The 25,132-nt window shown below is 73.9% G+C and carries 19 protein-coding genes; 6 read left to right on the top strand and 13 right to left on the bottom strand.

What is annotated here, in order from left to right:
- Positions 1-6 precede the first annotated feature (6 nt).
- The 4 genes from OG736_RS06900 to OG736_RS06885 all read right to left on the bottom strand — a co-directional run bounded on the left by OG736_RS06900 (position 7) and on the right by OG736_RS06885 (position 7,392).
- A complete protein-coding gene (locus OG736_RS06900) occupies positions 7-5,007 on the bottom strand; it encodes a hypothetical protein (RefSeq protein WP_327181643.1) in 5,001 nt (1,666 codons plus the stop codon).
- Positions 5,004-5,858, bottom strand: coding sequence for a DUF4132 domain-containing protein (locus OG736_RS06895; RefSeq protein WP_327181642.1), 855 nt, complete (start codon positions 5,856-5,858; stop codon positions 5,004-5,006). The genes OG736_RS06900 and OG736_RS06895 overlap by 4 nt, the downstream gene beginning before the upstream one ends.
- A 180-nt stretch (positions 5,859-6,038) precedes the next feature.
- Positions 6,039-6,428 (bottom strand): cold-shock protein, encoded by a 390-nt coding sequence (locus OG736_RS06890; protein ID WP_327181641.1) that lies wholly within the window; start codon positions 6,426-6,428, stop codon positions 6,039-6,041.
- Positions 6,429-6,516: 88 nt separating this feature from the next.
- On the bottom strand, positions 6,517-7,392 hold the full coding sequence (locus OG736_RS06885) for a LysR family transcriptional regulator (protein ID WP_327181640.1): 876 nt from the start codon (positions 7,390-7,392) through the stop codon (positions 6,517-6,519).
- Between the two features lie 68 nt (positions 7,393-7,460).
- Between OG736_RS06885 and OG736_RS06880 the strand changes: the two genes are divergently transcribed.
- Positions 7,461-8,375, top strand: a complete 915-nt coding sequence (locus OG736_RS06880; RefSeq protein ID WP_327181639.1) for an EamA family transporter — start codon at positions 7,461-7,463, stop codon at positions 8,373-8,375.
- A gap of 6 nt (positions 8,376-8,381) precedes the next feature.
- Here OG736_RS06880 and OG736_RS06875 read toward each other — a convergent pair whose 3' ends face one another.
- The gene (locus OG736_RS06875; protein WP_171395664.1) at positions 8,382-8,768 is read right to left on the bottom strand and encodes a DUF5997 family protein; all 387 of its coding nucleotides are present in this window, start codon (positions 8,766-8,768) and stop codon (positions 8,382-8,384) included.
- Between the two features lie 58 nt (positions 8,769-8,826).
- Here OG736_RS06875 and OG736_RS06870 point away from each other — a divergent pair, with 58 nt between their 5' ends.
- Positions 8,827-9,624 (top strand): LysR family substrate-binding domain-containing protein, encoded by a 798-nt coding sequence (locus tag OG736_RS06870; RefSeq protein WP_327181638.1) that lies wholly within the window; start codon positions 8,827-8,829, stop codon positions 9,622-9,624.
- 15 nt (positions 9,625-9,639) lie between these two features.
- Here the strand turns inward: OG736_RS06870 and OG736_RS06865 are convergent, their stop codons facing one another.
- Positions 9,640-12,426, bottom strand: a complete 2,787-nt coding sequence (locus OG736_RS06865; RefSeq protein ID WP_327181637.1) for a beta-L-arabinofuranosidase domain-containing protein — start codon at positions 12,424-12,426, stop codon at positions 9,640-9,642.
- A 139-nt stretch (positions 12,427-12,565) separates the two neighbouring features.
- Complete coding sequence (locus OG736_RS06860; RefSeq protein ID WP_267023773.1) at positions 12,566-13,042, bottom strand: Lrp/AsnC family transcriptional regulator; 477 nt, start codon at positions 13,040-13,042, stop codon at positions 12,566-12,568.
- A 302-nt stretch (positions 13,043-13,344) separates the two neighbouring features.
- Here OG736_RS06860 and OG736_RS06855 point away from each other — a divergent pair, with 302 nt between their 5' ends.
- Complete coding sequence (locus OG736_RS06855; protein ID WP_327181636.1) at positions 13,345-14,856, top strand: FUSC family protein; 1,512 nt, start codon at positions 13,345-13,347, stop codon at positions 14,854-14,856.
- Positions 14,857-15,383: 527 nt separating this feature from the next.
- Entirely contained in the window at positions 15,384-16,424 is a 1,041-nt protein-coding gene (locus OG736_RS06850; protein ID WP_327181635.1) for a lactonase family protein, read from the top strand.
- Between the two features lie 150 nt (positions 16,425-16,574).
- On the opposite strand, the gene OG736_RS06845 is transcribed toward OG736_RS06850, so the two are convergent.
- The 4 genes from OG736_RS06845 to OG736_RS06830 form a co-directional block, all read right to left on the bottom strand.
- Positions 16,575-17,498: a sirohydrochlorin chelatase gene (locus OG736_RS06845; RefSeq protein WP_327181634.1), complete on the bottom strand. Its 924-nt coding sequence runs from the start codon at positions 17,496-17,498 to the stop codon at positions 16,575-16,577.
- Between the two features lie 188 nt (positions 17,499-17,686).
- Positions 17,687-18,715: an N-acetylglucosamine kinase gene (locus OG736_RS06840; RefSeq protein ID WP_327181633.1), complete on the bottom strand. Its 1,029-nt coding sequence runs from the start codon at positions 18,713-18,715 to the stop codon at positions 17,687-17,689.
- Positions 18,712-19,389, bottom strand: a complete 678-nt coding sequence (locus OG736_RS06835) for a uracil-DNA glycosylase (protein ID WP_327181632.1) — start codon at positions 19,387-19,389, stop codon at positions 18,712-18,714. Before OG736_RS06835 ends, OG736_RS06840 begins: the two co-directional genes overlap by 4 nt.
- 81 nt (positions 19,390-19,470) lie before the next feature.
- Positions 19,471-20,556, bottom strand: coding sequence for a WD40/YVTN/BNR-like repeat-containing protein (locus OG736_RS06830; protein ID WP_327181631.1), 1,086 nt, complete (start codon positions 20,554-20,556; stop codon positions 19,471-19,473).
- A gap of 280 nt (positions 20,557-20,836) precedes the next feature.
- On the opposite strand from OG736_RS06830, the gene OG736_RS06825 reads away from it, so the two are divergent.
- Positions 20,837-21,418: an Rv1733c family protein gene (locus tag OG736_RS06825; RefSeq protein WP_327181630.1), complete on the top strand. Its 582-nt coding sequence runs from the start codon at positions 20,837-20,839 to the stop codon at positions 21,416-21,418.
- Positions 21,419-21,518: 100 nt separating this feature from the next.
- Here OG736_RS06825 and OG736_RS06820 read toward each other — a convergent pair whose 3' ends face one another.
- Positions 21,519-23,216, bottom strand: a complete 1,698-nt coding sequence (locus tag OG736_RS06820; protein ID WP_327181629.1) for an acyl-CoA dehydrogenase family protein — start codon at positions 23,214-23,216, stop codon at positions 21,519-21,521.
- A gap of 71 nt (positions 23,217-23,287) precedes the next feature.
- Here OG736_RS06820 and OG736_RS06815 point away from each other — a divergent pair, with 71 nt between their 5' ends.
- Entirely contained in the window at positions 23,288-24,040 is a 753-nt protein-coding gene (locus OG736_RS06815; RefSeq protein ID WP_327181628.1) for a PaaX family transcriptional regulator C-terminal domain-containing protein, read from the top strand.
- An 80-nt stretch (positions 24,041-24,120) separates the two neighbouring features.
- Here the strand turns inward: OG736_RS06815 and OG736_RS06810 are convergent, their stop codons facing one another.
- On the bottom strand, positions 24,121-24,924 hold the full coding sequence (locus OG736_RS06810; protein WP_327181627.1) for a pectate lyase: 804 nt from the start codon (positions 24,922-24,924) through the stop codon (positions 24,121-24,123).
- Positions 24,925-25,132 lie beyond the last annotated feature (208 nt).

The raw sequence follows: 25,132 nt of genomic DNA, 5'->3' as shown, positions 1-25,132 counted from the left end.
GGGTGGTCATCGGCGGCGGCCCTTACGGGTGGCACGGGTGGTGAGCTGCTCGTAGGCCGGGGCGTCGCCGGAGCGGACGCGGTCCCACGCGCGCGTGAACAGTTCGGGCACGGGCATCAGCGGCAGCACGCGCCCGTAGGCGCGGACCGGATAGAGGCCCTCCTTCCAGATCTCCACCGGCAGCGCGGGCGACGTCAGGTCCAGCCAGCCGCACGGCAGGAACAGGGTGCGTCCGGCACGCGCCCGCTTGGCCTCGACGACCAGCCCGCTCGCCGCGAGCTCGACGCGGGCCTTCTTCATCCGGGCGGGCTTCCAGCCGGTCCAGCGGGCGCAGTTGCGGTCCGTGGGGTCCGGGAGCGCCAGCAACTGGAGGTAGAGCGCCGCCGCGTCCTCGCCCAGGCCGTGCCGCGCGGCGACCTCGGCGACCAGCCCGGGCACGCTGAAGGTCGGGTCCTGGGCGTGCCCGGAGGGTCCCTCGGGGTCGCCCCCGACCGCGACCGCGCGGGCCAGTTGGTCGTCGAGGAGGGTCCGCAGGGCCCGCATGCCCTCGCCCCGCCCCGGCCCGACCAGCCCCTCGACGAGCCCGAACACGGGGTCGTCGGGAGCGCCGAGCGCGCCCGGCCGGACCAGGACGGTCTCCTGGTCGCCGTACCAGGGGCGCAGCGCCAGCGCCTCGCCCACGGGTGTCAGACCGTGGGCGTCGGCGCCCCCGGTGGCGGGCAGCCCGTACGCCTTGCGCAGTTCGACGGCGGACGAGGAGCCCTTCTCCGTCCACGCGACGTCCAGGTCGAGCAGCAGGCCCCGGTCGGCGAAGCGGCGGCGCAGGGCGGCGAGGCTCTCCGGCAGGACGGCCCGCAGCGGGTGTCCGTACGGCAGGGAGTAGGCGAGTCCGGCCAGTGCGGTCACGGCACCCGTCAGGTGGTTCCGGCCGGGCAGCGCCGCCGGGTCCTCCGCGACCAGGTTGCCGTCCTTGTCCGGCCGTTGGACGGTGGTGCGGCTGATCCAGGAGGTCAGCCCCGGGTTGAGGACGTCCTCCGCGGAGCCGGTGGGCAGGCCGCCGAGGGAGAGCTCCCCGGCGAGGTCCTCGGGCAGCCGGACGACCTCGCCGAGCCGCTCGGCCCACACCCGGCCGGCCGCCTCCGTGTCCGGTCCGGCCGTCCACAGGTCACCCGGGTTCCCGGGCAGCAGGGCACCGACGAGGGCCGTCCGGTCGCCGCTCCCGACCGAGGACAGCAGGGCGTCGGCCAGCTCCTTCTGACGCGGCTTCAGCCCGGTCGCGGCGATCACCTCGTCGGTCAGCTGCTTCGGCTTGCCGGCCAGCAGCAGGGCCGCCTGCATGGGCCCCAGCCCGCCGTGGGTCGCGGCGGCGAGGGTGGCAGGCGCCTCCGGCTGCCAGGGCGCCGGGCCCTTTTCCCGGACGAGCCCGGTGACGGCGCTCAGCGCGTCGGCGGGGAACACCGCCGGGTGCGCGGTCTCCCGCTCCAGCGTGAAGTGGGCGATCGCGCCGAAGGAGCCGGCCGGATCGTGGTCCAGGGCGAGCCAGTGCACCCGCCCCGCCTGCCGGTCCAGGTTCTGGCAGCCGAGGACGACGACGGTACGGCCGTCCCGGCGCAGCACCTGACCGACGCGCTCCTGCTTCTCGTGCGGCTCGCTCAGCACGACCTCGCGCAGGGCGGCCCCGGGCGCGGCCAGCGGACCGTCCGTGATCGCCTCGAACAGCAGCAGCAGCGCCTCGCGGTGCGCCTCGGTCACCGTGGCGGAGGCGGCGCGGTAAGCGAGCGGGCGCAGCATGTCGAGCACCGGCGTCCACACCAGCCCGATGCCCGGCAGGGTGAACTCGTCGCTGCGCCATCCGTCGGCGGTTCCGGTGGACCGGGAGGCCTCGGGCAGGGGCTTGCCGTCGGCCGGCTTCCCGGACAGCACGTGGTTCACGGCGCGGACCTGCCGCAGCGTGCTCCAGCGGACCTCGCTGCCCCACCACCCGTGCACCTCGGTGAGCCCGGTGGTGGCCTCGCGCAGCGTCGCGTCGTCGCCGTGCTCGGGCTTGAGGTCGGCGAACATGCCGTCGATCCGACGGCGCTCCGCCTTCGGCCGCTCGACCGGCGGCGCCACGAACGCGGCGGTCGACTCCGCGAGCCGCAGCACCGCGCGCACCAGTGAGGCGACACCCGCGACGAGGCCCCCGTCGCCCAGCGAGGGCAGGGAACGGGACACGACCTCCTGGACGACCTCGTCCGCGGGCGGCACGACGGCCGCGCTGTCCGAGGTCCCGTCCACGACCTTGGCCGCGGCCAGCTTCGCCTGCCGCTGCGCGAGCGCCTCCTTCGCGGCCCGCAGCAGCTCGGCCGCCTGCTCGTCGGTCAGGGCACGCAGCACCGCCGACGCGCGCTCGTCGCGCGGTCGAAGGGCGTGCCAGAAGTCGACCGGCGGGACGAACCGGGTGCCGGCGGCGAACTCGCCGCCGCGCTCCATCGGCGTCACCCGGCCCAGCTCCCCGGCGGCGGACGGGTCGTCGCCCGCGTAGAAGGCGATCTGCCGGTGCAGAGCGACGGCCACGGGCTCGGCCCCGCCCGGCAGCCGCAGCGCGCCGAGCAGAACGCCCGGCGCCCGCCCGTCGGCCCACGGCAGCGTGACGGTGCGGCCGTCCGGGGTACCGGCGACGGTGCGCGTCTCGGCACCCTCGCCCTCGGTGCGCACCCAGCGGCCGAGCACGGTGCCGTCCGTGCCGAACGGGCTTCGCTCCAGGCCGGGTTGGAGCGGCAGCACCTCGCAGTGCTGCTGAAGCAGGGGGGCGTCCTCCCGGATGCCGGACGACAGGAACGCGGGCAGCGAGGCGCGCCCGTGGGTGCCGGTGGCCGGGTCGTACTCGAGCCACACCTGCTGCCGGCCCTGCCTGCCCTGGCGCCAGTACGAGGTGCCGTCGCCGAGGATGCGGCGGCTCGGCGGTACGACGGTGTCACCGGCGTGCAGCGTGCGCCCGCCGGTGGCGCGGCCGCCTCCGGGGACCGGGATCGACGGTTCGCCCGCATCGTTGCCGCCGTACCAGTGCGGGAGCTGCTCACCGCCGAGCGGGAAGACGTCGGCGGGGCGGGCCGACCAGTAGCCGAACTGCTTGCCGTCCTGCCGCCACATGACGAGCAGTTCGCCGTCCGTGTAGCGGTAGCTCGGGCGCTGCCAGCGGTCCAGTGTCACGGGCAGCCGAAGGTCGTGCTCGAGCAGGATCTCCTCGGGGCCGACGACGATCACCTTGTGGGCGCGGGCGAGGATCAGCGCGGGCCAGGCCTCGCTGACGCCGAGCGTGTCGTCGCGGTCGCGCCTGGTCTCGGCGTCGAGCCGGCGCAGCGCCTCGTCCAGCGCGGGCCAGCCCAGCTCGTCCAGCAGGCCGGCCCGCAGCGTGTGCCCGAGCAGCGGCGCGGCCGCGTGCGCGGAGACCACGGCGACGGCCGCCGGGCTGACCCGGGCGGCGATGGTACGGAAGGGGCGGAGCCGTTCCAGTGCCGCCCGCGCGGCGGGCAGGCCGACCGCCGAGGCCAGTTCCCCGGCCGCGTCGTCCAGCCACTCGCGCAGCACCTCGGCGAGCACGGGGTGGGCGGCCAGTTCCTCCAGCACCTTCGGCGCGGGGCGGAGGCCGCTGAGGGTGCTGATGTCGGCGTACAGCAGGCGGCGCAGCCGGGGGTCCGCCGCGGTCGCGGTGAGGTCGCGCCGACCGGGAACGGCCTCGCGCAACCAGCGGTCGACGGAGAGGTACACGACCTGGCCGGGGCCGGGCAGCGTCAGCGGGACGCCCTGGGCCGCGCACAGGTCGAGCAGGTCGAGATCGGCGCCGGCGTGCCAGCGGCCCGAGCACAGATCGACGGGACGGCCCAGGTCACGCAGCCGGGGCCCCATCCGCTCCACCAGGGCGAGGGTGGCCGGGGAACGGCCGCTGACATTGCCGCCGTGCTTGCGGTGCAGGGCCCACCGGCCGAGCCAGTCCGCCGGGTCCACGTCGGACGCAGTCTCACCGGTGAGGAGCAGATCCGCCCCGCACTCCGCGAGCAGTGCCAGCCAGAACTCGTCGTCCTCGACGGAACGGCCCAGGCCGGCCGGCATGATCTCCAGCAGTCGCTCACGCACCTCCGGTCGCCGCTCGGCGAGGACGGCGAGCGTCGCCCGGTAGGCGTTCCAGAAGGAGGCGGGGGCCCGGACCGCGGCCGGCGAGGAGAGCAGGTCGGCGACCAGGCCGCACTCCTCGGTGACCCGGTCGAGGCCGGCGGCCTTGATCAGCCCGCGCGCGTCCTGCGGCAGGGACGCGTACGGGGGCATCCCGGCCGCGCAGCGCTCCACGGTCAACTGCCGGAACTGCGCCCAGGCCTCGGCCGCGTGGAGCCGCGCCGCGAGGGCCTTGACGTGCTCCTTGAGCGCCTTGACGGTGAGCGCCCCGGCGAACGCGAACTCCAGGAACACGGCCCGCTGCCGCTCCTCGTCCACCTTCAGCGCGTGCACCCGCTCGGCCTCCCGGGCCTTGCCGAAGAAGGCGGAGGCGTACGTCGTGTTCTCGTGCTGGAGGAAGACGCGGGCGGCCTGCTCGTAGAAGGTGGGCAGGAAGTGCGGGACGGCCCGGCCGAGCCGGGTGCCGAGCGCCTCGAAGCCGTCCTTGGCGTTGCCGGGGCGGGACTTGGCCTGCCGCGCGAGCCGCTCGACGTCCTTGACCAGCGCCAGCGCGTGGTGGCCGTTCGCCGGGTCGTTGACCAGTGCCCAGGCGGGGAAGCCGAGAGTCTCCCGGCGCACCTGACCGACCTCGGGGGTCTCCGGGTCGCGGGCCAGCCCCAGGAAGTCCAGCGCCAGGTCCTCGGCCTCGCCCAGGGTGCCCGGCACGAGCCGCACGATCTGCCGGTCGTCCAGCGCGGGGTGGGTGTACCTGCGGACGGTGAGCGTGTCGGCGTCCTCGCGGGTGGTGCTCCCCGGGGGCAGCACCGCGCCCGCGTCGAGCAGCGCGCCGGCGGTGGTCTCGTCGTAGGTCGTCATGCCGCCCGCTCCTCGTCCTCGATGTCCCGCCCGGCGTACAGCGCGGCCGCCATGCGCATGCCCTCGGACCAGGCCACCGGCCCGATCAGACCGAGTTTCAGCACCCGCCCGGCGGAGTCGGTGAACACCAGAGGTCCCGTCTCCGCCTCCTCGTAGCCCTCGTAGTCGCCGACCCATACCCGGGCCTCGACGGTGCGGTTCTCCTCGAGGACGGAGGTGACGGCGTGGCCGCCGCGCACGCGGTAGCCGAGCTGGGTGACCCGGCCGTGCAGGAACCGCTGTTCCTTGAACGAGCCGCCCGCGTACTCCTCGACCGCGGTGCCCTCCGCGTCGAGCGTCGCGGGACGCCGCCACACCTCGCGGAACAACTGCTGGGCGCTCTGCTCGACGCCGAGTTCCACGGCGAACTCCCGAAGCTCCTCCAGTTCGTCGAGGAGCACGGGGTGCGGGAGGTGGACGAGTTCGGGCGTGATCCGGACGGTGTCGCCGTCGAGGTCGACCAGACCGAGTCCGCGCTCGGGGTCGGCGTCCCGCAGGAACCCGGCCACCTCGCCGTCGGCCCCGGTGACGACGAGGTCGCGCAGGGCGGCCTGCCAGGCGGGGTCGGGCCACACCTGGGCGACGACGGCGAACGGCACCGGCAGCGAGCGCACCATCCACCGCTCCACGTCGGCCACGCACCGGCGTTCGTGCCGTTCCAGCCACTCGGTGAGCTGACGCAGGCCCACCACCGCCGGCTCGTCGGCGATCTTGGGCGGCACGGACTTCAACCGCCGCCCGGCCGCGTTGCGGCACACCACCTTGCCGTCATCGAGGGCGACTTCGTAGTCGCCGGCCGACACCCACCCCATGTGTGCCTCCCGCACCCGCAGTGATCAAGTGACGGGAAGACTAGAACAGGCCACTGACAACGGGATTCGGGAGGCGACGGAACGGGCGGCGCCCCGGGTTCCGGCGTGACGAGACCCCAGGTCAGCGCTTTGCGGGGGGCCTCGCCCGGGACCTCGCAGGCCGCCGGCCGGGCGGAGGCGTCAGCCCTCGACCCAGCCGTGGTTCTTCGCGAACTGCGCCAGGCCGGCCCGCACCTGGACGATCTGCTCACCGGTGAGCGAGGGCGCCGCCGTCAGCAGCGCCTCGGTGACGTTCCGGGTGAACTCCTCGGTGCTCAGCACATCGCACAGGACGTCGTCGTCGGCGGCCAGGGGCTTGCCGTCCGCACCCCGCGCGAGCCGTACGTCGGACGCCTTCGGACCGCGTTCGCCGTCCTCGATCTCGAACTCCACCACGATGCCCCGGCGCACCTGCGACTCGGGCATCAGCATGTCGTTGACGTGCAGGAAGACATCCTCCCCGCCGTCGTCGGGCGCGATGAAGCCGTAGCCCCGCTGACTGTCGAAGCGCACCACACGACCAGCAACCATCCCAACCCCCAGCAACCTCGAAACACCCACATCGGTGAACCTGCCCAGATCGTAGTCATGGCGACGGGCACCGGGCGACTCAGGGGATTCACTGGGCGCGGTACAGCGTGATGAGCAGCTCGACCACGGCCTGCGTCGCGGGGTGCGGGTCGTCGCGCCACCACACCAGCCGGACCGCGACGGGCTCGGCGTCACGCACCGGCCGGTAGACGACGCCGGGCCGGGGGTACTGGTTGGCGGTCGCCTCGGCCGTCATCCCGATGCTGCGGCCGGTGGCGATCACCGTCAGCCAGTCGTCGACGTCGTGGGTCTCCTCCGTGGCGGGGCGCGCGTCGGGCGGCCACAGTTCGGGGGTGGTGGTGCCGGTGCGGCGGTCGACCAGAAGGGTCCGACCGCCGAGATCGGCCAGCCGCACCGAGCGGCGCCGGGCCAGGGGGTCGTCGGCGGCCAGCGCGCACAGGCGCCGTTCCAGGCCGACGATCGCCGCGTCGAACCGCCGGTCCTCCAGGGGTCTGCGCACCACCGCCATGTCGCAGGCGCCCTCCGCCAGACCGGCGCTCGCGGAGTTCACGCGCACCAGCTGGAGCTCCGTCTCCGGGCGCCGCGCCGTCCACTGACGCTGGAAGGCGAGGGTGTGGCGGCCGAGCGCCGACCAGGCGTAGCCGATGCGCAGCCGGGTGTGCCCGGAGGCCGCGTCCTGCACCAGGGCGTCCACCTCGCCGAGCACCCGTCGCGCGTGCGCCGCCACCCGCAGCCCGGTCGCGGTCGGCGTCACCACCCGGGAGGTACGCCTCAACAGCCTTACGCCCAGAGCCTGTTCGAGCGAGGCCAGGGTCCGGGACACCGCCGCCTGGGAGACCCCGAGCACGGCGGCGGCATCGGTGAAACCGCCCTCGTCGATGATCGCGACCAGGCATCGCAGCTGCCGGAGCTCCACACCCGGTCCTCGACCGCTCGTATCCATGACTCCATCGTATGGATGGAGCGCGTCATGCATTTTGCGCAAGGCCGGGCCGGGAGGACGATCCGGGTATGCCAGCCACGTCCGTACCCGCGCCCCCGTCGACCGTCCCGGCGGCGGATCCCGTTCCCGCACCTGTACCCGAGTCCCGTGGCGGGCGGCGACTCGCCGGGGTGGCCACCATGGTCGGCAGCGGTCTGTCCAACCAGACCGGCGCCGCGATGGGCTCCCTCGCGTTTCCCGTGCTCGGTCCCACGGGGGTCGTCGCGGTACGCCAGTACGTCGCCGCGCTCGTCCTGCTGGCCGTGGGCCGTCCCCGGCTGCGCTCCTTCACCCGGCGGCAGTGGGGGCCGGTCCTGTTGCTGGCGCTGGTGTTCGGGACGATGAACCTGTCGCTCTACACGGCCATCGACCGCATCGGTCTCGGTCTCGCGGTGACCCTGGAGTTCCTCGGGCCGCTGACCATCGCGCTGGCCGCCGCGCGTCGCCGGGTGGACGCCTGCTGCGCGGTGATCGCGGCGGCGGGCGCGGTCACCCTGATGCGTCCCCAGCCCTCCACGGACTATCCGGGGATGGCGCTCGGACTGCTGGCCGCCGCCTGCTGGGCGTCGTACATCCTGCTCAACCGCACGGTCGGACGACGGGTCCCCGGCGCCCAGGGCGCGGCGGCCGCCGCGACCGTCTCCGCCGTGCTGTTCCTGCCGGTCGGCGTGGTTCTGGTCCTGCGCCACCCGCCGACCGCGCAGTCCGTCGGCTTCGCCGTGGCAGCCGGGGTTCTCTCCTCCGCGGTGCCCTACGTCGCCGACCTGTTCACGCTGCGGCATGTGCCCGCCGCCGCGTTCGGCCTGTTCATGAGCGTCAACCCGGTGCTCGCCGCGCTGGTCGGCCGGTTCGGGCTGGGGCAGGACCTCGGCCTCGTCGACTGGTCGGCGATCGCCGCCGTCGTCTGTGCCAACGCCCTCAGCATCCTCGTGCCGCGCCGCTGACCGGGGTCAGGACTCGGCGCGCTCCGCGTTGCGCTTCTTGATGCGGACGGTCTCCTTGCGGACCTCGGCCTGCGTGGCGCGCTCCTTCTCCAGCCACTCGGGCTTGGCGTCCTTGACGGCCTCGATCTGCTCGGTGGTGAGCGCCTCGGTCACTCCGGCGCGGGCCAGGCCGGCGATGGAGACGCCCAGCTTGGCCGCGACCACCGGACGGGGGTGTGGGCCGGTCTCGCGCAGCTTGAGCAGCCACTCGGGCGGGTTCGCCTGGAGCTCGTTCAGCTCGGCGCGCGAGACGACGCCCTCCTGGAACTCGGCGGGCGTGGCGGGGAGGTGCACACCCAGCTTCTTCGCCGCCGTGGCGGGCTTCATCGTCTGGGTGTTCTGCTGCGACTTCATACAGTCCAGGGTATCGGCCGCGGCGAAGACCTCCGACCACAGCCGGTAGCCTGGCGGGATGACCGACTCGGCGGACTCCCCCTCGTTCCGGCTCGCGTACGTCCCCGGAGTGACGCCCGCCAAGTGGGTGCGGATCTGGGCGGAGCGCCTGCCCGACACACCCCTCAGCCTCCTCCAGGTGACCCCTGCGGAGGCCTCCGACGTCTTGCGTGAGGGGGCCGCGGACGCTGCCTTCGTGCGGCTTCCGGTCGACCGTACGGTGTTCAGCGCGATCCCTCTGTACACGGAGACCACCGTCGTCGTGGTCCCCCGGGACCACGTGATCACCGCGGCCGAGGAGGTCACGGTGGCCGACCTCGCCGACGAGGTGGTCCTTCATCCGCTGGACGACGTCCTCGGCTGGGAGCAGCTGCCCGGCGAGGCCGCCTTCGAGCGTCCGGCGACCACGGAGGACGCGATCGAGCTCGTCGCGGCGAACATCGGCGTGCTGGTCGTGCCCCAGTCCCTGGCCCGCCTGCACCACCGCAAGGACCTCACCTACCGGACGATCGTCGACGCCCCCCGGTCGGACATCGCCCTCGCCTGGCCCGAGGACGCGACCACCGAGCTGGTCGAGGACTTCATCGGCATCGTCCGCGGCCGCACCGTCAACAGCACGCGGGGTCGTGCCCAGCAGACTCCGGCGGCTGAACGCAAGGGTGAGCGCGAACGTCGAAAGCCGCAGGCGGGCGGCGGTGCGGGCAAGAGCACCGCCGGAGGTGCCCGCGGCCGCAGCGGTGGCGCCAAGGGCGGTGCCGCGAAGGGCGGCGGCGGTCGGCGCGGTACCGGCGGCGGCAAGCCCCGCCGCCGGTCTTAGCGCGCTCCCGCGCCGTCAGGGCGCGTAGGTCGCCCCGCGCGCGGTGCGCACCACCTTCGCTCCGTCGGCCGCACCGAGCAGCCCGGCGGCCACCCAGGCGTCCACCACCGTCCGCACCCGCGCCACCAGCGCCGGCTTCCCGCGGAAGGGTGCCTGTGCCCACACCTCGTCGAGCAGGGTGGTGCCGTCCGTCTTCGCCGGGTTGGCCACGCCCGAGTCGCTGTTGCCGAAGACGATCTTGGGCTCGGCCCGCCGCACATAGGCGTGGGTCGGATCCTCGGTGCCCTCGTGGAACGGGGCGAACTCGGTGCCGTCGAGCGTGAAGTGCAGTGGTTTCCCGCTCACCGGCGCGAGGGAGGGCAGCAGGTCGCCGGAGAGGGCCGCGTTGCGGTAGAGGCCGAACTCCAGGTACGTCGTCGCGGAGTTGCGGGCGACGAGGTTGACCGGACCGTGGAACAGGGTCTGGAGCGAAGGGTCGTCGAGCGCCTTCTCGACCCGCAGCCGGAACGGCATCGTCACCCGGACCACGTCCCCGTCGCGCCAGGTCCGCGACACCGTGAAGTAGCTGCCGGGCACCGGCGTCCCGCCGGCCTTCCGCCCGTTGACCGTCACCCCGAAGCCGGCCGTCGCCCAGGACGGCACGCGCAGCCGCAGCGCGAAGGCGGCCCGGCGTCCCCGGACGGTGAGCGTGCTGCCCTGCTCGCGCGGGAAGTCGGTGCTCTGCGTGACGGTGACGCCCTTCTCGGCCCAGGTGAGCGTGGACGGGCTGTAGAGGTTGACGTACAGCGCGCTGCCGTCGGACGCCCTGAAGTACACCGAGTCCTGGTACTTGGTGGCGCTCTCCATGCCGGTGCCCTCGCAGCAGGTCGTGCCCTGCTTGGGGGTGTAGTCGCGCACATGCCCCGGAGTGAGCCCGATGAAGTACGTGACCAGCGGCTTCTCCGCGTCCGGAGTGTCCTGCCGGGAGCCGAGGACCTGGTTGTACAGGGTCCGCTCGTAGTAGTCCATGTAGGCCGGGTCCTGCTCGTGGAAGAAGAGCATCCGGCTCAGCTTCAGCATGTTGTACGCGCAGCAGGTCTCGGCGGTGGTCGTGCCGATCGTTCCCGCGATGACGTCCCTCGCCTTCCAGAACTCCGCCGTGCTGGTGCCGCCGATGCCGTACATGCGGTGCGGTACGACCATGCGCCAGAAGTTCTTCGCGGCGGTGAGGTAGCGCGCCTCGCCCGTCGCGTCGTACAGCCGCACCAGTCCGGTGAAGATCGGGATGTGCTGGTTGGCGTGCAGCCCGTCGAGTGTGTCGGTGTCGGCCGCGCAGGCGTCGATGAGTCTGTCGAGGTCGAACAGCCGGGCCAGCGCGAGGTGTTCGGCCCTGCCGGAGAGGGCGTGCAGGTCACAGATCGCCTCGACGATGCCGCCGAACTCCCCGCTGGAGAAGATCCCCCACATGCGCTGGAGCGTCGCCTCGGGCAGCTTGGACAGCCGGGAGTACATCCAGTCGCACATGCCGGACGCCAGGTCGAGGGCGCGGTCGTCGTCGGTGGCCAGATACGCGTCCAGCAGGCCCCTGAGGATCTTGTGGGCGGTGTAGTAGGGCGCCCACACCTTCGTGTAGTCGGGGCCGGTCATCGACTCCAGCTGGATGAACTGGGTCTCCGGGTAGGCGGCGAGGAACCCGGGATGGCTCGGTCCGTCCCAGGTGCGGCGCAGGGTGGCGGTCAGGCCGCGTCCGGAGGCGTCCGCGAAGGTGCTCCCCGAGGTCTCGTCGAAGGCGTACGAGGCGAGATCGCCGGCCGCCCGGGCGCTCTGCAACCCGGCGACCTCGTCGGCGGTCAGCGCACGCGACCAGACGTCGAAGCCGCCGAAGGCGCCCGCGAAGACGGGGTCGGACGCGTAGTGGGACCGGCCGAGCCAGTGGCCGGTGAGGGCGCCGAGGGCGGCCGGGGTGAGCGACATGGCGGTGTTGCGGGCCACGGCCGTGCCGTCGACGTACAGGGTGCCGGTGCCCCCGGCGAGGGTCACCGCGAGGTGGCTCCACCGGTTCAGGGGCAGCGCGGCCGTGCCGTCGAGGCCCTGCTCGCCGCCCGGCCCGCCGGTGGTGACGGCGAACCGGGGCACCCCGCTCGCGTTGCGGGCGGCCAGGTACAGATACCGGGTCGTGTCGTTGCCGCAGTCGAGGATCCGGGCCCAGGCGGCGTCATGGGTGGGCTTCACCCAGGCGGCGAGGGTGATCTCGCCGGCGCCGCCGAGCACGCCGGAGGGCAGATCGACGTACTGGTAGGAGCCGCGGACGTTCTCCACGGCCGTACCGAACCTCCCGTCGGTGCTCAGGACGGCGGGATCGTGCCGCAGGGCCTCGCGCACTTCCGTCAGCGCGTCGATCGCCGTGCGGATCCGGTCCGCGAACACCTGCTCCGCGGTGCTCGCGTACGCCTGGGAGAGCATGGTCAGGAAGTGCCCGGTGTAGTGGCCGCGCAGATTGCCGTTGGCCTCCCCGTCCAGGCCCTCCCAGCCGCCGGGGGCGACCGCGCCGAGGGTGGAGAGGCCGGCGTTGGCACGGAAGACCTGGAGCAGCCGGTTCACGTCGTAGCCGCGGGCGTGGTCGAGCATCAGCTGCCGCTTGGCGGCGAAGACACCGGCGCCGAGCGCGACGTCCTCGAGGCCGAAGGGCCGGAGCGACCAGGCGGCCGAGGGCGGGAGCGCGGCCGCCGAGGCCCCGGCGGCGGCCGTGGCGGATATCGCGGGGACGGCCGCCGTGAGCATCGCGCTCTGGAGCAGGATCCGTCGGGTGAGGGGCGGTGCCATGTGCTGCTCCTCCGGTCCACAGGTGATCGACACATTCGTTCGATATCACGAACGATGTGCGGATGGTCGACCAGACGCTAGAGGGGTGACGGGTGAGCGTCAACGGTCCTGACGGGACGGAAAGTTGCGAGGGCGGACGCTACTTCGAGGCCGCTCGCCCGATCGACTCCACCAGCGGCAGCAGCCGGTGCGGCACGCGCTCGCGCAGCGCGACCTCGCTGCGGGTGCGGACCACCCCGGGCAGGCTGATCAGCTTCTGGATCACGTCCTCCAGGTGCGCGTTGTCGCGCGCCACGACCCGGGTGATGAGGTCGCCGCCGCCGGTGATGGAGAACGCCTCGACGATCTCCGGCACGGCGGCCAGCGCGTCGCCCACGTCGTCGAGGTGCCCCTGGGTGACCTCGATGTGGACGAACGCGAGCACCGGGTGACCCAGTGCGGCGGGGGAGAGCGACGGCGCCGCGCCGGTGATCACGCCGTCCCGCTCCAGCCGGTCGAGGCGGGCCTGAAGGGTGCCGCGCGCGACGCCGAGGAGCCGGGCGTACTCCCGCACGCTCGTCCGCGGCTGCTCGAGCAGCAGGCGCAGGATGCGGGTGTCCAGCTCGTCCACGGCCATCCGGCGGGCCTCCTCGCACGTTCGTGATCAGCGCCGACTGTACCAATGGCCCAGCACGACGGGCGGGGCCCGAGCCGCCGGCCGGGTGGGCGTCGCCGCCGAAGCCGTCGGCGGAAGTGTGCCGATGGCAGGCTGTTGGCGAGGGGATTCCGGCCTGGAATGAGCCATTGGCCCAGTCGACCCGACCTCGGTTGAACCACCAGCCCTCCGGATGCTCAAATGGGGGAGTCGATGGCGCTGCGGACCTCCGCGGCGCCTTTCTCATGTCGCGGCACATCAGGGTGGGGAAAGGGCGGGGCAGCTTGCTGAAGAGGGCGTTCGTGGCACCGGATCCCGGACGGGTGCGACTGCGGTTCGCCTCCCGGGCCGTGCTCGGCATCGGGCTGGCCGTCGCGCTCTGCGGGCCGGCCGGGCTTTCGCTGGTGGCGGCCATCACGGGTGGCCTGGCCGCGCTGCTCGCGCTGTTCACGGTGACGGACCCGACGGTGCGCGGGCAGGCCGTGACCACCGCCCTGCTCCCGGTCGTCGGGCTGCCGGTGCTGGCGCTCGCGGCCGTCCTGCACGACGTGCCCGTCGCCCGTGACGCGGCCTTCCTCGCCGTGGTCGGGGCCGGGGTGTACGCACGGCGCTGGGGGCCGCGCGGGCACTCGCTCGGGGTGTTCGCGTTCATGACCTTCTTCGCCGCCCAGTTCCTGCACACCGTCCCCGGTCAGCTGCCCGAGCTGTGCGCGGCCGTCCTGCTGTCGATCGCCGCGTCGTCCGCCGTGCGGTTCGGGGTGTGGCCCTACGAGCGACGGCTCCCGGCGGCTGCGGCCGTCGCCCCGCCGACCGGCGGGACCGGGCTGGCGCGGATCACCACGCGGCAGGCGACGCAGGCGACCGTGGGCGCCGGGATCGCCCTCGTCGCCGGGCAGGCACTGTCGGACCAGCGGTGGTACTGGGCCGTGGGCGCCACCTGGTGGGTGTTCGTGAACACCACCTCGCGCGGCGAGACCCTCGTACGGGGGTTCCGGCGGTTCCTCGGAACCGTCCTCGGGATCGTGCTGGGTCTGGTCGTCGCCCTGCCGCTGCACGGCGAGCCGGTGGCGACCGCCGTGGTCGTCGCGGTCGGCGTCTTCGGGATCTTCTACTCGGCCGCCGTGTCGTACACCTGGATGATGCTCGCCGTCACCGTCATGGCGAGCGCGCTGTACGGGCTGCTCGGCCTGCTCGACCCGGCGCTGCTCGCCCTGCGGGTGACCGAGACGGCCGTCGGGGCGCTGGGGGCCGCACTGGCGGTGCTGCTGGTGCTCCCGGTGACCACGCACTCCGTCACCGACGCCTGGGTGGAGCGCGCGCTGCGCTGTGTGCACCTGTGCACCGCCGAGGCCGCCGCCCGGCTCGCGGGTTCCGAGGCGGCGGACCCTGCCCGGCGGGTGGTCGAACTGGAGCAGATCCTCGCCCGGGTCCGGCTGTCGCTGGCGCCACTGGTACATCCGCTCAGCCCCCTGCGGGCGCGCAAGGGCCGGGCCCGGCACGTGCTGGAGCTGCTCGACGACTGTGCCCGCGAGGTGCGCGGGCTGGCCTCGGTCGCCGCGGACCCCGAGGCCTCGCACGACGCCCGCCTCGTCGCCGCCTGCTGGCGGGTGGAGTCCGCGGTCGAGGCCCTCACCGCCGCACCGGCCGACGGACGGCCGCACCCCGCCGCAACGGTCGCCGTACCGCTCGGCACGGGGTCCGAGCCGGTGCTGGCCCACCTCCACGCCCTGGAGCGGGCCCTTCTCGAACTCGCGGTGCCCCTGCGCGGCGCGTCACGCGTCCCGGCCGGCGCCTGAGCGGACGCGATCCTTTGGGCGCGGCGGCCCGCCGCCCGGGCGCGCTCGGACGCGCCGGCCGCACCCCGCCGCGACGGTCGCCTTACCGCTCGGCGCGGGGTCCGAGCCGGTGCTGGCCCACCTCCATGCCCTGGAGCGGGCCTCCTCTCCGGTGCGGAGGCCCGCGGCCCGGGCGCGCCCTCGGCCGCTCCGGCCGATGGACGGCCGCACCCGCCGGGACCGTCGCCGCACCGCTCAACCCGGCGGCCGGGCCGGTGCCGACCCACCCACCTCCATGCCCCTGGGGCGGGCCCTTCTCGAGCTTGGGGTCCGCCGCCCGGCCGACGGACGGCCGCACCCCGCCGCAACCGTCGCCGTACCGCTCGGCGCCCGAACGAACGCGGCCCCGGACGCCTCGGGCCCACCCGGCCGGGGGCCGTCGGTCGGCCGGGCGAGCGCGCCTGGTCTAGACCGCTGGTGATCGACTGCTACGGTCACCCCGAGCAGCAGCGTCAGCAGCGGCAGCGGCGACCCGGGAGGGGACAGCGGTGGCAGACCTCGGCGGAAGGCGACGGCGGGCGTTCATCGGCTCGTTCACGGCGGCTGGAGGGCCCGGGATCGTGGCCGCCGCCGTGGACCCGGTCAGCGGGGCGCTGACCGTTCTGAGCAGCGTGAACGGCGTCCCCGACCCCTCGTATCTGGCCCTGTCGGCCACCGGGGACACGCTGTACGCGGTCAGCGAGACGGCGGACGGCGCGGTGGCCGCCTACCGGGTGACGGGCGACGCGCCGGAGCAGACCGGGCCACCGGTGCCGATTGGCGGCAGCGGCCCCACGCACCTCAGCGTGTTCGACGGACACGTCCTCACGGCCAACTACGGCTCCGGCAGCGTCACCGCCGTCCCGATCCGCGCCGACGGCTCCCTGGCCCGCGTCGCCTCCGGCGTCCTCCGGCACACCGGCTCGGGCCCGCACACGCGACGCCAGCAGGGCCCGCACGCCCACCAGGTGCAGCCCGACCCGAGCGGCCGCTGGGCGGTCAGCGTGGACCTCGGGACGGATTCCGTACGGGTGTGCGCCCTGCGCGACGGCAGTCCCGTCCTGCACCGGGAGCACGCACTGCGCCCCGGCTCGGGACCTCGCCACCTGGCCTTCCACCCGGGAGGCGGCTACGCCTACGTGGTCAACGAGCTCACCCCGACCGTCACCGTCTGCCGTTGGGACGCCTCGGACGGCTCGCTGAAGCCGTTGGCCGAGGCCGCCGTCCTGCCCGGCGCCCCGGCCGGGGACGCCTATCCCTCGGGCCTCGTCGTCTCGCCCGACGGCCGGTTCGTCTGGACCGCCACCCGGGGTGAGGACGTGCTCTCCGTGTTCGCCGTGGAGGGCGCGGGGGAGATGCTGCGGCTGGTCGGGACCGTGCCCTGCGCCGGAAACTGGCCGCGGGCCGTCGCCGAGTCCGGCGGTTTCCTGTATGTGGCGAACGAGCGCTCGGGCGACGTCACCTGGTTCACCCTCGACCCGGCGACCGGCCTGCCCCGGCGGGCCGGCTCGATCGCGGTCCCCGCCGCCTCCTGCGTGGTTCTCGGCTGACCCGCACCGCTGACCCGCAGCGACCCGTACCGCTCGTACCGCTCGCTGTTCCGTGCCGGCGACCGGTCTGGTGCCGGCCCGAGGCGACGCGAAGGGCCCGCTCCGCACCCGGAGCGGGCCCTTCGTTCGTACGGCGTCCGTGCGTCCGGTTCAGCGGACCGGCGCGCCCTGGGGCTGCGGCGGGGCGATACCGAGGGCGGTCGTGTACTTGGCCAGCGCGAGCTTGCCGATGGCCGGGTAGGGGCCGAGCGCCTCGGCGGCGGCACAGCCCGCTTCCCTGGCCGCCTCCTCGATCAGCGTGGCGTCGATCTCCGGGCCGATCAGGTAGGGCGCCAGCGCCAGCTGCTGGGAGCCGGAGGAGCGCAGCTGCTCGGCGACGGAGGAGATCGAGCCCTCCTGGTCGAGAGCCGCGGCCATCACCGGCACGGCGAGCCGCGCGGCGAGCAGCATGCCGGTGATCCCGGCGGCCTGCACGGCCTCCTCGCCGCCCACGGAGGCGAGGATGATGCCGTCCGCGGCCGTCGCCACGGTGAACAGCCGGGCGCGGTCGGCGCGGGCCAGACCGGCCTCGGACAGCCGCACGTGCAGGGCCTCGGCCAGCAGCGGGTGCGGACCGAGCACATCGGTCAGCTCGGCCGCGATCCGGCTCTCCATGACGGCCTGGCGGACCTGGCGCAGCAGTGCGCCGTCGGGACCGGCCAGGAGCGGCACGACGACGCCCACCGGGCCGTCGGGCTCCTTGACGTCCAGTCCGGCGGCACGGGCCTGCTCGAAGCGGGCGGTGCGTTCGTCGGCGGCGTGCGCGAGAACGGACTGGAGGGTGGGGAAACCGTTGTCGTCCCCGTCCAGGTAGCCGATGCGTGCGTCGAGGCCGGGCAGCTCGGAGCGGGCGATGCTCACGATCTCCTCGGCGAGGCCGCGCGTGGCGGCACTCGGCGGACCGGGCACCGCGAGGACGAGCGCGGGCGCGCCCTCGGGAGCCGCCACCGGCTCGGGTCGGCGGTGCCGCCCAGGCTGGCGAGGCCGCGGCATTCGTACTGGCAGGCCGGACGCGGGCCCAGTGGGGGAGCTCATGGCGACGCATGTTACTGGCTTCCTGGGCTCCCCTGTTCGGGGAGGGTGCACGTGAGCGGTATCCGTCCGGTTTTGTCTGATGAGTTACGTACGGATCAGAAGTGATCAGCGTGTTTTCCAGGCGACTTGCCCTCGGAGGCAGTAATCCCCCTTTTGGGGCATGACGTACTTTCCCTACGCACGATGCATCAGAGGGGGTTCACCAGGCTCTCCACCGAGAACAGGCGCTCCTCGCGCGGCAGCGTGAGCGTGCCCGTCGCCAGTGCGGTGGCGATGCGCACGGAGCCGTCCAGCGGATCGCCCTCGGCGGGAACCCGCAGGGCATGCGGCAGCAGCCGCGCGAGTTCCCCCTCCAGGGGGACGAGGAGCGGGTCGCCCACCCTGAACAGACCGCCGGTGAGAGCGATCCGGGGCTCTCCGCCGGCCGGACAGACGGCGGCGGCGGACTCGGCCATGTGCCGGGCCGCGGTGCGCAGGATGCCGTCGGCGACCGGGTCGTCCTGGGCGCAGGCGGCCACCTGCGGTGCGAAGGAGGCGAGGACGGCCGGTCGGTCCGGACGCGGGTACAGCAGACCGGGCAGCCCGGTCATCGGCCCGAACCGCTCCTCGGCCCGGGCCAGCAGCGCGGCCGACCCGCCGGGCCGCCCGTCGTAGGCGCGCAGGGCGGCTTCCAGACCGGCCCGCCCGATCCACGCGCCGCCGCCGCAGTCGCCCAGCAGATGGCCCCAGCCGTCCGCCCGCTGCCATGCCGTCAGGTCCGTCCCGATCGCGATCAGGCCCGTACCCGCGGCCACCACGGCGCCCGGCCGCGGTCCGAGCGCGCCGACGTAGGCGGTGACGGCGTCGGCGACGAGCGCGGTGGTCCGCACGCCGAACTCCCGCGCCAGGGCGCCCGGGAGCTCCGCGCGCAGCGCGTCGCCCAGGGTGCTGAGCCCCGCCGCGCCCACGACCGCCGTAGCGGGCCGGTGGACACCGGTCTCCTTCGACAACGCCCTTACCAGCGGTGTCAGTTGTGACATCAGGTGGTCCGGGTCGATGCCCCGCGCGCCGGTGCGCACGGGCACCGGGGACGAGCGCCGGGCGAGGGCACCGCGCTCGGCGGTGCCCAGGACGACCCGGAGACCGGATCCGCCCGAGTCCACGGCCAGGATGCCGCTGCCGGAGCCGACCGCGGTGCCGGTCCCGGCCCCGTCGCCCGGACCGGCACCACCGGTCACGGCAGGCGCCAGTCCACCGGCTGACCTCCCTGCCGGACCAGCAGGTCGTTCGCCCTGCTGAACGGCCGTGAGCCGAAGAAGCCGCGGTCCGCCGACATGGGGGAGGGGTGCGCGGACTCCACCGAGGGCAGGTCCCCGAGCAGCGGACGCAGGTTGCGGGCGTCGCGGCCCCACAGGATGGACACCAGGGGCTTGCCGCGCGCCGCCAGCGCCCGGATCGCCTGTTCGGTGACCTCCTCCCAACCCTTCCCGCGATGTGCCGCCGGCTTGCGCGGAGCCGTGGTGAGCGCCCTGTTGAGCAGCAGCACCCCCTGCTGCGTCCACGGTGTCAGGTCGCCGTCGGACGGCTGGGGCAGGCCCAGGTCGGTGTTCAGCTCCCGGTATATGTTGATCAGGCTGCCGGGCAGCGGGCGGACCTCCGGAGCGACCGAGAACGACAGACCCACCGCGTGCCCGGGCGTCGGATACGGGTCCTGTCCGACGATCAGGACGCGGACGTCGTCGAAGGGCTGCTGGAAGGCCCGCAGGACGTTCTGTCCGGCAGGGAGGTAGGTGCGTCCCGCGGCGATCTCCGCGCGCAGGAAGTCGCCCATCTCGGCGATCTTCCCGGCGACGGGTCCAAGGGCCTCGGCCCAGCCCGGTTCGACGATTTCATGCAAGGGTCGTGGTGCCACGGCGTCACCCTACTGCCGTACACAGGTCGCTGATCAACCGGTGGTCAAGGCCGGACGGCCGCCCCTCGCGCGCGGGTCGGCTCATGCGACCACCGCGGCCCGCACACACAGGACGTCCGGCAGGTGCGAGGCCAACTGCCGCCAGCTGTCGCCGTCGTCGGCCGAGGCGAACACCTCGCCGTTGCGGTTGCCGAAGTACACGCCCGCCGGGTCCCCGTCGTCCGTACAGAGCGCGTCGCGCAGCACCGTGCCGTAGTGGTCCTCCTGCGGCAGACCCGCCGTCAGCGGTTCCCAGGTCCGGCCCGCGTCCGAGGTACGGAAGACCCGGCACCGGTGGTCGGCGGGCACCCGGTCCGCGTCGGCGTTGATCGGGAACACGTACGCCGTGTCCCCGCGCGTCGGGTGCGCGGCGACGGCGAAGCCGAAGGTGGAGGGCAGGCCCGCGCCGATGTCGGTCCACTGCCCGCCCCCGTCGTCGCTCCGGTAGACCCCCCAGTGGTTCTGGAGGTAGAGACGGTCCGGATTCACCGCGTCCCTCGCGACCTTGTGCACGCACTGGCCGAACTCAGGGTTCGGATCCGGCAGGAACACCGCGGCGACGCCGGAGTTGGCCGGCGCCCAGCTCGTGCCGCCGTCGCTCGTGCGGAACACCCCGGCGGTGGACACGGCCACGGTCACCGACCGCGGGTCGCGCGTGTCGGTGAGAACCGTGTGCAGGCCCTCCCCGCCGCCGCCAGGCACCCACTTCGAGCGCGTGGGGTGCTCCCACAGGGGGCGGACCAGCTCGAAGCTCTCGCCGCGGTCCTCCGAGCGGTACAGGGCGGCCGGTTCCGTGCCCGCGTACACCACGTCCGGCTCGGCGGCCGCCGGGTGCAGTTGCCACACCCGCTCCAGCGAGGCGTCCGTGTCCTGCGGGAACTTGACGGCGGGGGCGGCCGGTTCGGTCCAGGTCCGGCCGAGGTCGTCGGAGTGGAACACCGACGGGCCCCAGTGCGCGCTGTCGCCGCCGGCCAGCAGCCGCGGGCGGACGCCGCGGGTGTCGATGGCGACCGAGTAGATCGCCTGTGCGTTGAAGTAGGGGGATTCGTCGAACTCCCATGTGCCCCCGCGCCGACGCCCCATGAACAGGCCCTTGCGCGTGCCCACGGCAAGCAGTGTCTCGGTCATGCCCGATCACCTCCGCTGTGTCTTTGACGTCCTTGTCCCAGACACCGGCCAGTCTGCACCCCGCCACTGACAGTCACCTCTGGAAACGCCGTCGCCGCAGGTCACAGCGGTGACGGCGGTCCGGGAGCGCAAGGCATCGGCCACTTTCACCGGGACGCCTGCGCAGGCGCTCGCCCCGTGGCAGCGTCGGGACGAGGGATTCGCCCTGAGCATCAGGCCCGCCCGCCCCGTATGGGAGGGCGGCCGGGATGTTCATGTGCTCATGAGGAGGAAGCCTTCGATGGCGTTCCGTGGTCCGAAGGTGTGGCTGTGGCGCTGGCGGCGCAACCCGCTCAAGCGCCGCGCCGACACGGTGGAGGCCTGGGTCGTGCTCGGCGTGTGGGCGCTGACCGTCCTCGCCGGGGTGCTGGCGGGGTGGGCGACAGCGGGGTCCGTCGAACACGGTCTGGCGCGGGAACGCGTCGAGTGGCGGCCCCTCCTGGGGCGGCTGACCGAGCGGGCCCCGGGCAGGGCCGCCGTGAACGGTTCCGCCGCCGGTGATCAGGTGTGGGCGAAGGTCGGCTGGACCGGACCGGACGGCTCCGCGCACCAGGGCCAGGTCCGGGTCGGCCCCGGCAGCGCCGCGGGCACACCCGTCACGGTCTGGACGGACCGGCAGGGCCGCCTGGTGACGAAACCGGCCACCGCCGCCCAGGCCAGACTGCGCGCCTCCCTCGTCGGCGGCCTGGCGGGAGTCGGCGTGGCCGTCCTCCCCTTCGCGGGCGGCCGCGTCCTGCGGGGCCGGATGGAACGCCGGCGCGTGGAGCAGTGGGACACCGACTGGGCCCGCTTCGACGCGCTCTGGGGCCGCCCGACGGGCTGACCCGACGGCCCGCCTGCGCTCCTGCCCGGAAGACCCGACGACCGGGCGGGGAGCGCGGGCAGCCGAGGGGGCCCCGGCGACGGCTCGCACGTGAAAGACGTCAGTTCGTGCCGGGAAGGCTCCGTTCCAGGATCCCGTCGAGGTCGGCGCCGTCCGGGAGCGTGCCGAAGGCGTACCCCCAGTCGCCGCCCAGCCGGGTCGCGCAGAACGCGTCGGCGACGGCGGGCGGGGCGTGCCGGACCAGGAGCGAGGCCTGGAGGGTGAGGGCCATCTGTTCCACCAGACGGCGGGCGCCGGCCGGTGTCGCCTCGCCCAGCCGGGTCCGCAGCCGCGAGACGGCGGCGTCGAGGCGGGCGTCCGCGCCCCGCGCCAGGGCGAGTTCGCCGAACAGGGCGTCCGCCGTCGCCGGTTCGCGGGTCAACGCCCGCAGCACGTCGAGGGCGTTGACGTTGCCCGAGCCCTCCCAGATGGACAGCAGGGGTGCCTCGCGGTAGTGGCGGGGCATTCCGGAGTCCTCCACGTAGCCGTTGCCGCCGAGGCACTCCAGGGCCTCCGCGGTGAACGCCGGACCCCGCTTCGTCACCCAGTACTTGCCGACCGCGGTGGCGATCCGCCGGAAAGCCCGCTCGGCACCCTGACCGTTGTCTCCGCGCACCGCCCGGTCGGCCGCGCCGGCCAGCCGCAGGGTGAGCGTGGTGGCGGCCTCCGACTCCAGCGCCAGGTCGGCCAGCACGTTGCGCATCAGCGGCTGGTCCAGCAGCCGCGCCCCGAACGCGCTGCGGTGCCGGACGTGGTGCCCCGCCTCCACGAGCGTCTTGCGCATCAGCGTCGCCGACATCATCACGCAGTCCAGGCGCGTGCAGTTGACCATCTCGATGATGGTCTTCACGCCCTGTCCCTCGGGCCCGACCAGCCAGGCCACGGTCCCGTCGAACTCGGGCTCGGAGGACGCGTTGGAGCGGTTGCCCAGCTTGTCCTTCAGCCGCTGGACGCGGAACGTGTTGCGGGTTCCGTCGGGCAGCACACGCGGCACCAGGAAGCACGAGAGCCCGTCCGGCGCCTGCGCCAGCACCAGGAAGACGTCGCACATCGGCGCCGACGTGAACCACTTGTGCCCGCGCAGGGTGTACACACCGGGCTCCGCCGTGGGCAGGGCCGTCGTCGTGTTCGTCCGGACGTCGGAGCCGCCCTGCTTCTCGGTCATCCCCATGCCCGCGAGCAGCCCGCGCTTCTGCGTCGGCACGCGCAGCCCGGGGTCGTACACCCGGCCGGTCAGCAGCGGCTCGTAGACGGCGGCGAGTTCCGGCTGGCGACGCAGCGCGGGGACGGCCGCATAGGTCATCGACGTGGGGCAGCCGTGCCCGGCGTCCGTGTGCCCCCAGGCGAGACCGCCCGCCGTGCGTGCCACATGGGCGCCGGGCCGGTCGTCCGCCCAGGGCGCGCCGGCCAGCCCCTCCGCGACCGCGACCCGCATCAGCTCGTGCCAGCCGGGGTGGAAGTCGACCTCGTCGACGCGGTGCCCGTAGCGGTCGTGCGTGCGCAGGACGGGTTCGTGCCGGTTGGCCAGCTCGCCCCACTCCTGCGCCTCGACACCGCCCGCCAGCAGACCGATCCGGCGGACGTCCGGCTCCGCCCACCCGGCGCCCTCCCGGCGCAGCCCCTCCAGCAGGGCCGCGTCGTCGGAGGCGTCGTACGGGGCCAGGGGCGGAGGCTGGTTGGTGACGTCGTGCGTGGCGTACGACGAGACGGGCGGCGCCGGGTGTGCCTGCGGCTGCGGCTGGGTGCGTGTCTGGGCCATGCGACCATGTTGCACTTTCCCTACAGGTGTAGCAATAGTGCAACATCGGCGCGCACGTAAAGTACGGCCTCATGCGGATGAACGTGACGGCGCAGCCCGGCGAGGTCGACCTGCCCCCGCTGTCCGCGCGGTCGGTGGTCCTGAGCCTGCTGCTGGGCACGCATCCGCCCGAGATGGCGGCGAAGGACCTGGTGCGAGGGGTGGAGCCGTTCGGCGTCGGCGGATCGACGGTGCGGGCGGCGCTCAGCCGGATGGTGGCGGCGGGCGACCTGCGGCGGACGGACGGCGTCTACCGGCTCAGCGACCGGCTGCTGGAGCGCCAGCGCCGCCAGGACGACGCCGTGCACCCGGACACGCGCGCGTGGGACGGCGCGTGGGAGATGGCCGTCGTCACCGCGACCGGCCGCGGCCCCGCCGAGCGCGCCGAACTGCGCGGCCGGTTGAGCGCCCTCCGGCTCGCCGAGCTCCGCGAGGGCGTCTGGCTGCGGCCCGCCAATCTGGGCCGGCCCTGGCCTGCGGATCTCGGGGACGTGCTCCAGCACTTCACCGCCCGCCCCGACGCGCCCGCCCCCGGCCTGGCCGCCGGACTGTGGCCGCTCGACGCGTGGGCGCGGACGGCCCGGGTCCTGCTGGCCCACGTCGAGTCGACCCAGCGGCCCGCCGACCGCTTCACGGCCCTCGCGGCGGTGGTACGGCATCTCCTCGCCGACCCGGTGCTGCCGGCCGGACTCCTCCCCGCCGACTGGCCGGGACCGGCCCTGCGCACCGCCTACGGTCACTACCAACGGGAACTCGTCGCCACCGTGTCGGGGGCGGGCGCATAGGTACGGCGGCCGTGCGAAGCGCCGTGCGGGGACGCTTCGTACGGCCGCCTTCTTACCGTGGGGGGACCGGTGGGGAGGGGCTACTTGTAGGTGATGTCGGACGACGCGTACTTGCAGTAAGTACCGTCCGCGCTGGTGCCGTTGGTGGTCGGCTCGGCCCCCGTGTTGTTGCCGATGTACTTCTGGCACGGGATGATCTTCTTGCTGCTGTCCCCGACGATCGTGATCTTCTTCAGGGTCGCGCTGTCGCCGTAGTTGGTGTTGATGCCGACGAGCTTGCTGCCCGAGTAGGTCGCCTCGATGGTGTTGAGGTTGATCGTCCGCTTGTACTGCGTCGAGCAGTTGCCGCAGGAGCGGATGAAGGTGCCGAAGGTCTGCACCGCGAAGTTGGAGACGTTCAGCGTGCCGGCGCCGTTGAACTGGAACACCTTGTCGCTGGCCGACCGCGCGCCACCGCCCGAGACGGTGTACACGTTGGACGACGACGAGCCGCGGAAGGTCGCCGCGTCCTCGCCGACGTCCTCCCACCAGACGTTCTGAAGGGTGCAGGCGCCCTTGCAGTGGATGCCGTCGGCGGCGGGGGCGCCGATGATGACGTTCTTGAGCACCGCGCCGGCGGCCAGTTCCAGGATCGGGCCCTGGTCCTCGTCCTGACTGCCGCTGCCCAGGTCGCCGGTGCCGTAGAGGCGGATCATCCCGTAGTCCTTGGTGCCGGACAGCGCGATGGTGGAGGAGACCGCCTGGCTGCCGGTCGCGCTGGGCCAGGTGGCGGCGTTCGCCGGAGTCAGCGCCCCGGTGGTCATGATCATGCCAACCGAGAGGGTGAGGGCGGCGAGAGCGCCGGTGAGGGTGCGCCGTCGGCGCGGCAGTGCTGGTGAAGTCATGTCCCGATGCCTTCTTCCAGGTGGGGGATGGTGAGGGTGCTCCGGGCGGCCGGAGTGTTCCGGGCGGCCTCGGCAGTGCGGCCGCACACGACGGTGGCGGACCTTTGCGCCTGTGTACGTGGGGGCCGTGGGCGTATGCGGATGCGTCCCTTCGGGGGAGGGGGGTGGTCAGGTATGTGAATGTCGCGTGCCATGTTGAACGACCTGC

It is taken from the genome of Streptomyces sp. NBC_01334, from assembly GCF_035983595.1.
Lineage (GTDB): Bacteria > Actinomycetota > Actinomycetes > Streptomycetales > Streptomycetaceae > Streptomyces > Streptomyces coriariae.
This window is presented reverse-complemented; position numbering and strand designations above follow the sequence as displayed.

What these genes read in the sequence shown, in the direction of transcription:
- OG736_RS06820 (WP_327181629.1), bottom strand. Translation starts at nt 23,216, where the DNA reads ATGGCCCAGACACGCACCCAGCCGCAGCCGCAGGCACACCCGGCGCCG.
- OG736_RS06830 (WP_327181631.1), bottom strand. Translation starts at nt 20,556, where the DNA reads ATGACCGAGACACTGCTTGCCGTGGGCACGCGCAAGGGCCTGTTCATG.
- OG736_RS06815 (WP_327181628.1), top strand. Translation starts at nt 23,288, where the DNA reads ATGCGGATGAACGTGACGGCGCAGCCCGGCGAGGTCGACCTGCCCCCG.
- OG736_RS06845 (WP_327181634.1), bottom strand. Translation starts at nt 17,498, where the DNA reads ATGAGCTCCCCCACTGGGCCCGCGTCCGGCCTGCCAGTACGAATGCCG.
- OG736_RS06900 (WP_327181643.1), bottom strand. Translation starts at nt 5,007, where the DNA reads ATGACGACCTACGACGAGACCACCGCCGGCGCGCTGCTCGACGCGGGC.
- OG736_RS06860 (WP_267023773.1), bottom strand. Translation starts at nt 13,042, where the DNA reads ATGGCCGTGGACGAGCTGGACACCCGCATCCTGCGCCTGCTGCTCGAG.
- OG736_RS06865 (WP_327181637.1), bottom strand. Translation starts at nt 12,426, where the DNA reads ATGGCACCGCCCCTCACCCGACGGATCCTGCTCCAGAGCGCGATGCTC.
- OG736_RS06895 (WP_327181642.1), bottom strand. Translation starts at nt 5,858, where the DNA reads ATGGGGTGGGTGTCGGCCGGCGACTACGAAGTCGCCCTCGATGACGGC.
- OG736_RS06885 (WP_327181640.1), bottom strand. Translation starts at nt 7,392, where the DNA reads ATGGATACGAGCGGTCGAGGACCGGGTGTGGAGCTCCGGCAGCTGCGA.
- OG736_RS06810 (WP_327181627.1), bottom strand. Translation starts at nt 24,924, where the DNA reads ATGACTTCACCAGCACTGCCGCGCCGACGGCGCACCCTCACCGGCGCT.
- OG736_RS06870 (WP_327181638.1), top strand. Translation starts at nt 8,827, where the DNA reads ATGACCGACTCGGCGGACTCCCCCTCGTTCCGGCTCGCGTACGTCCCC.
- OG736_RS06875 (WP_171395664.1), bottom strand. Translation starts at nt 8,768, where the DNA reads ATGAAGTCGCAGCAGAACACCCAGACGATGAAGCCCGCCACGGCGGCG.
- OG736_RS06890 (WP_327181641.1), bottom strand. Translation starts at nt 6,428, where the DNA reads ATGGTTGCTGGTCGTGTGGTGCGCTTCGACAGTCAGCGGGGCTACGGC.
- OG736_RS06825 (WP_327181630.1), top strand. Translation starts at nt 20,837, where the DNA reads ATGGCGTTCCGTGGTCCGAAGGTGTGGCTGTGGCGCTGGCGGCGCAAC.
- OG736_RS06880 (WP_327181639.1), top strand. Translation starts at nt 7,461, where the DNA reads ATGCCAGCCACGTCCGTACCCGCGCCCCCGTCGACCGTCCCGGCGGCG.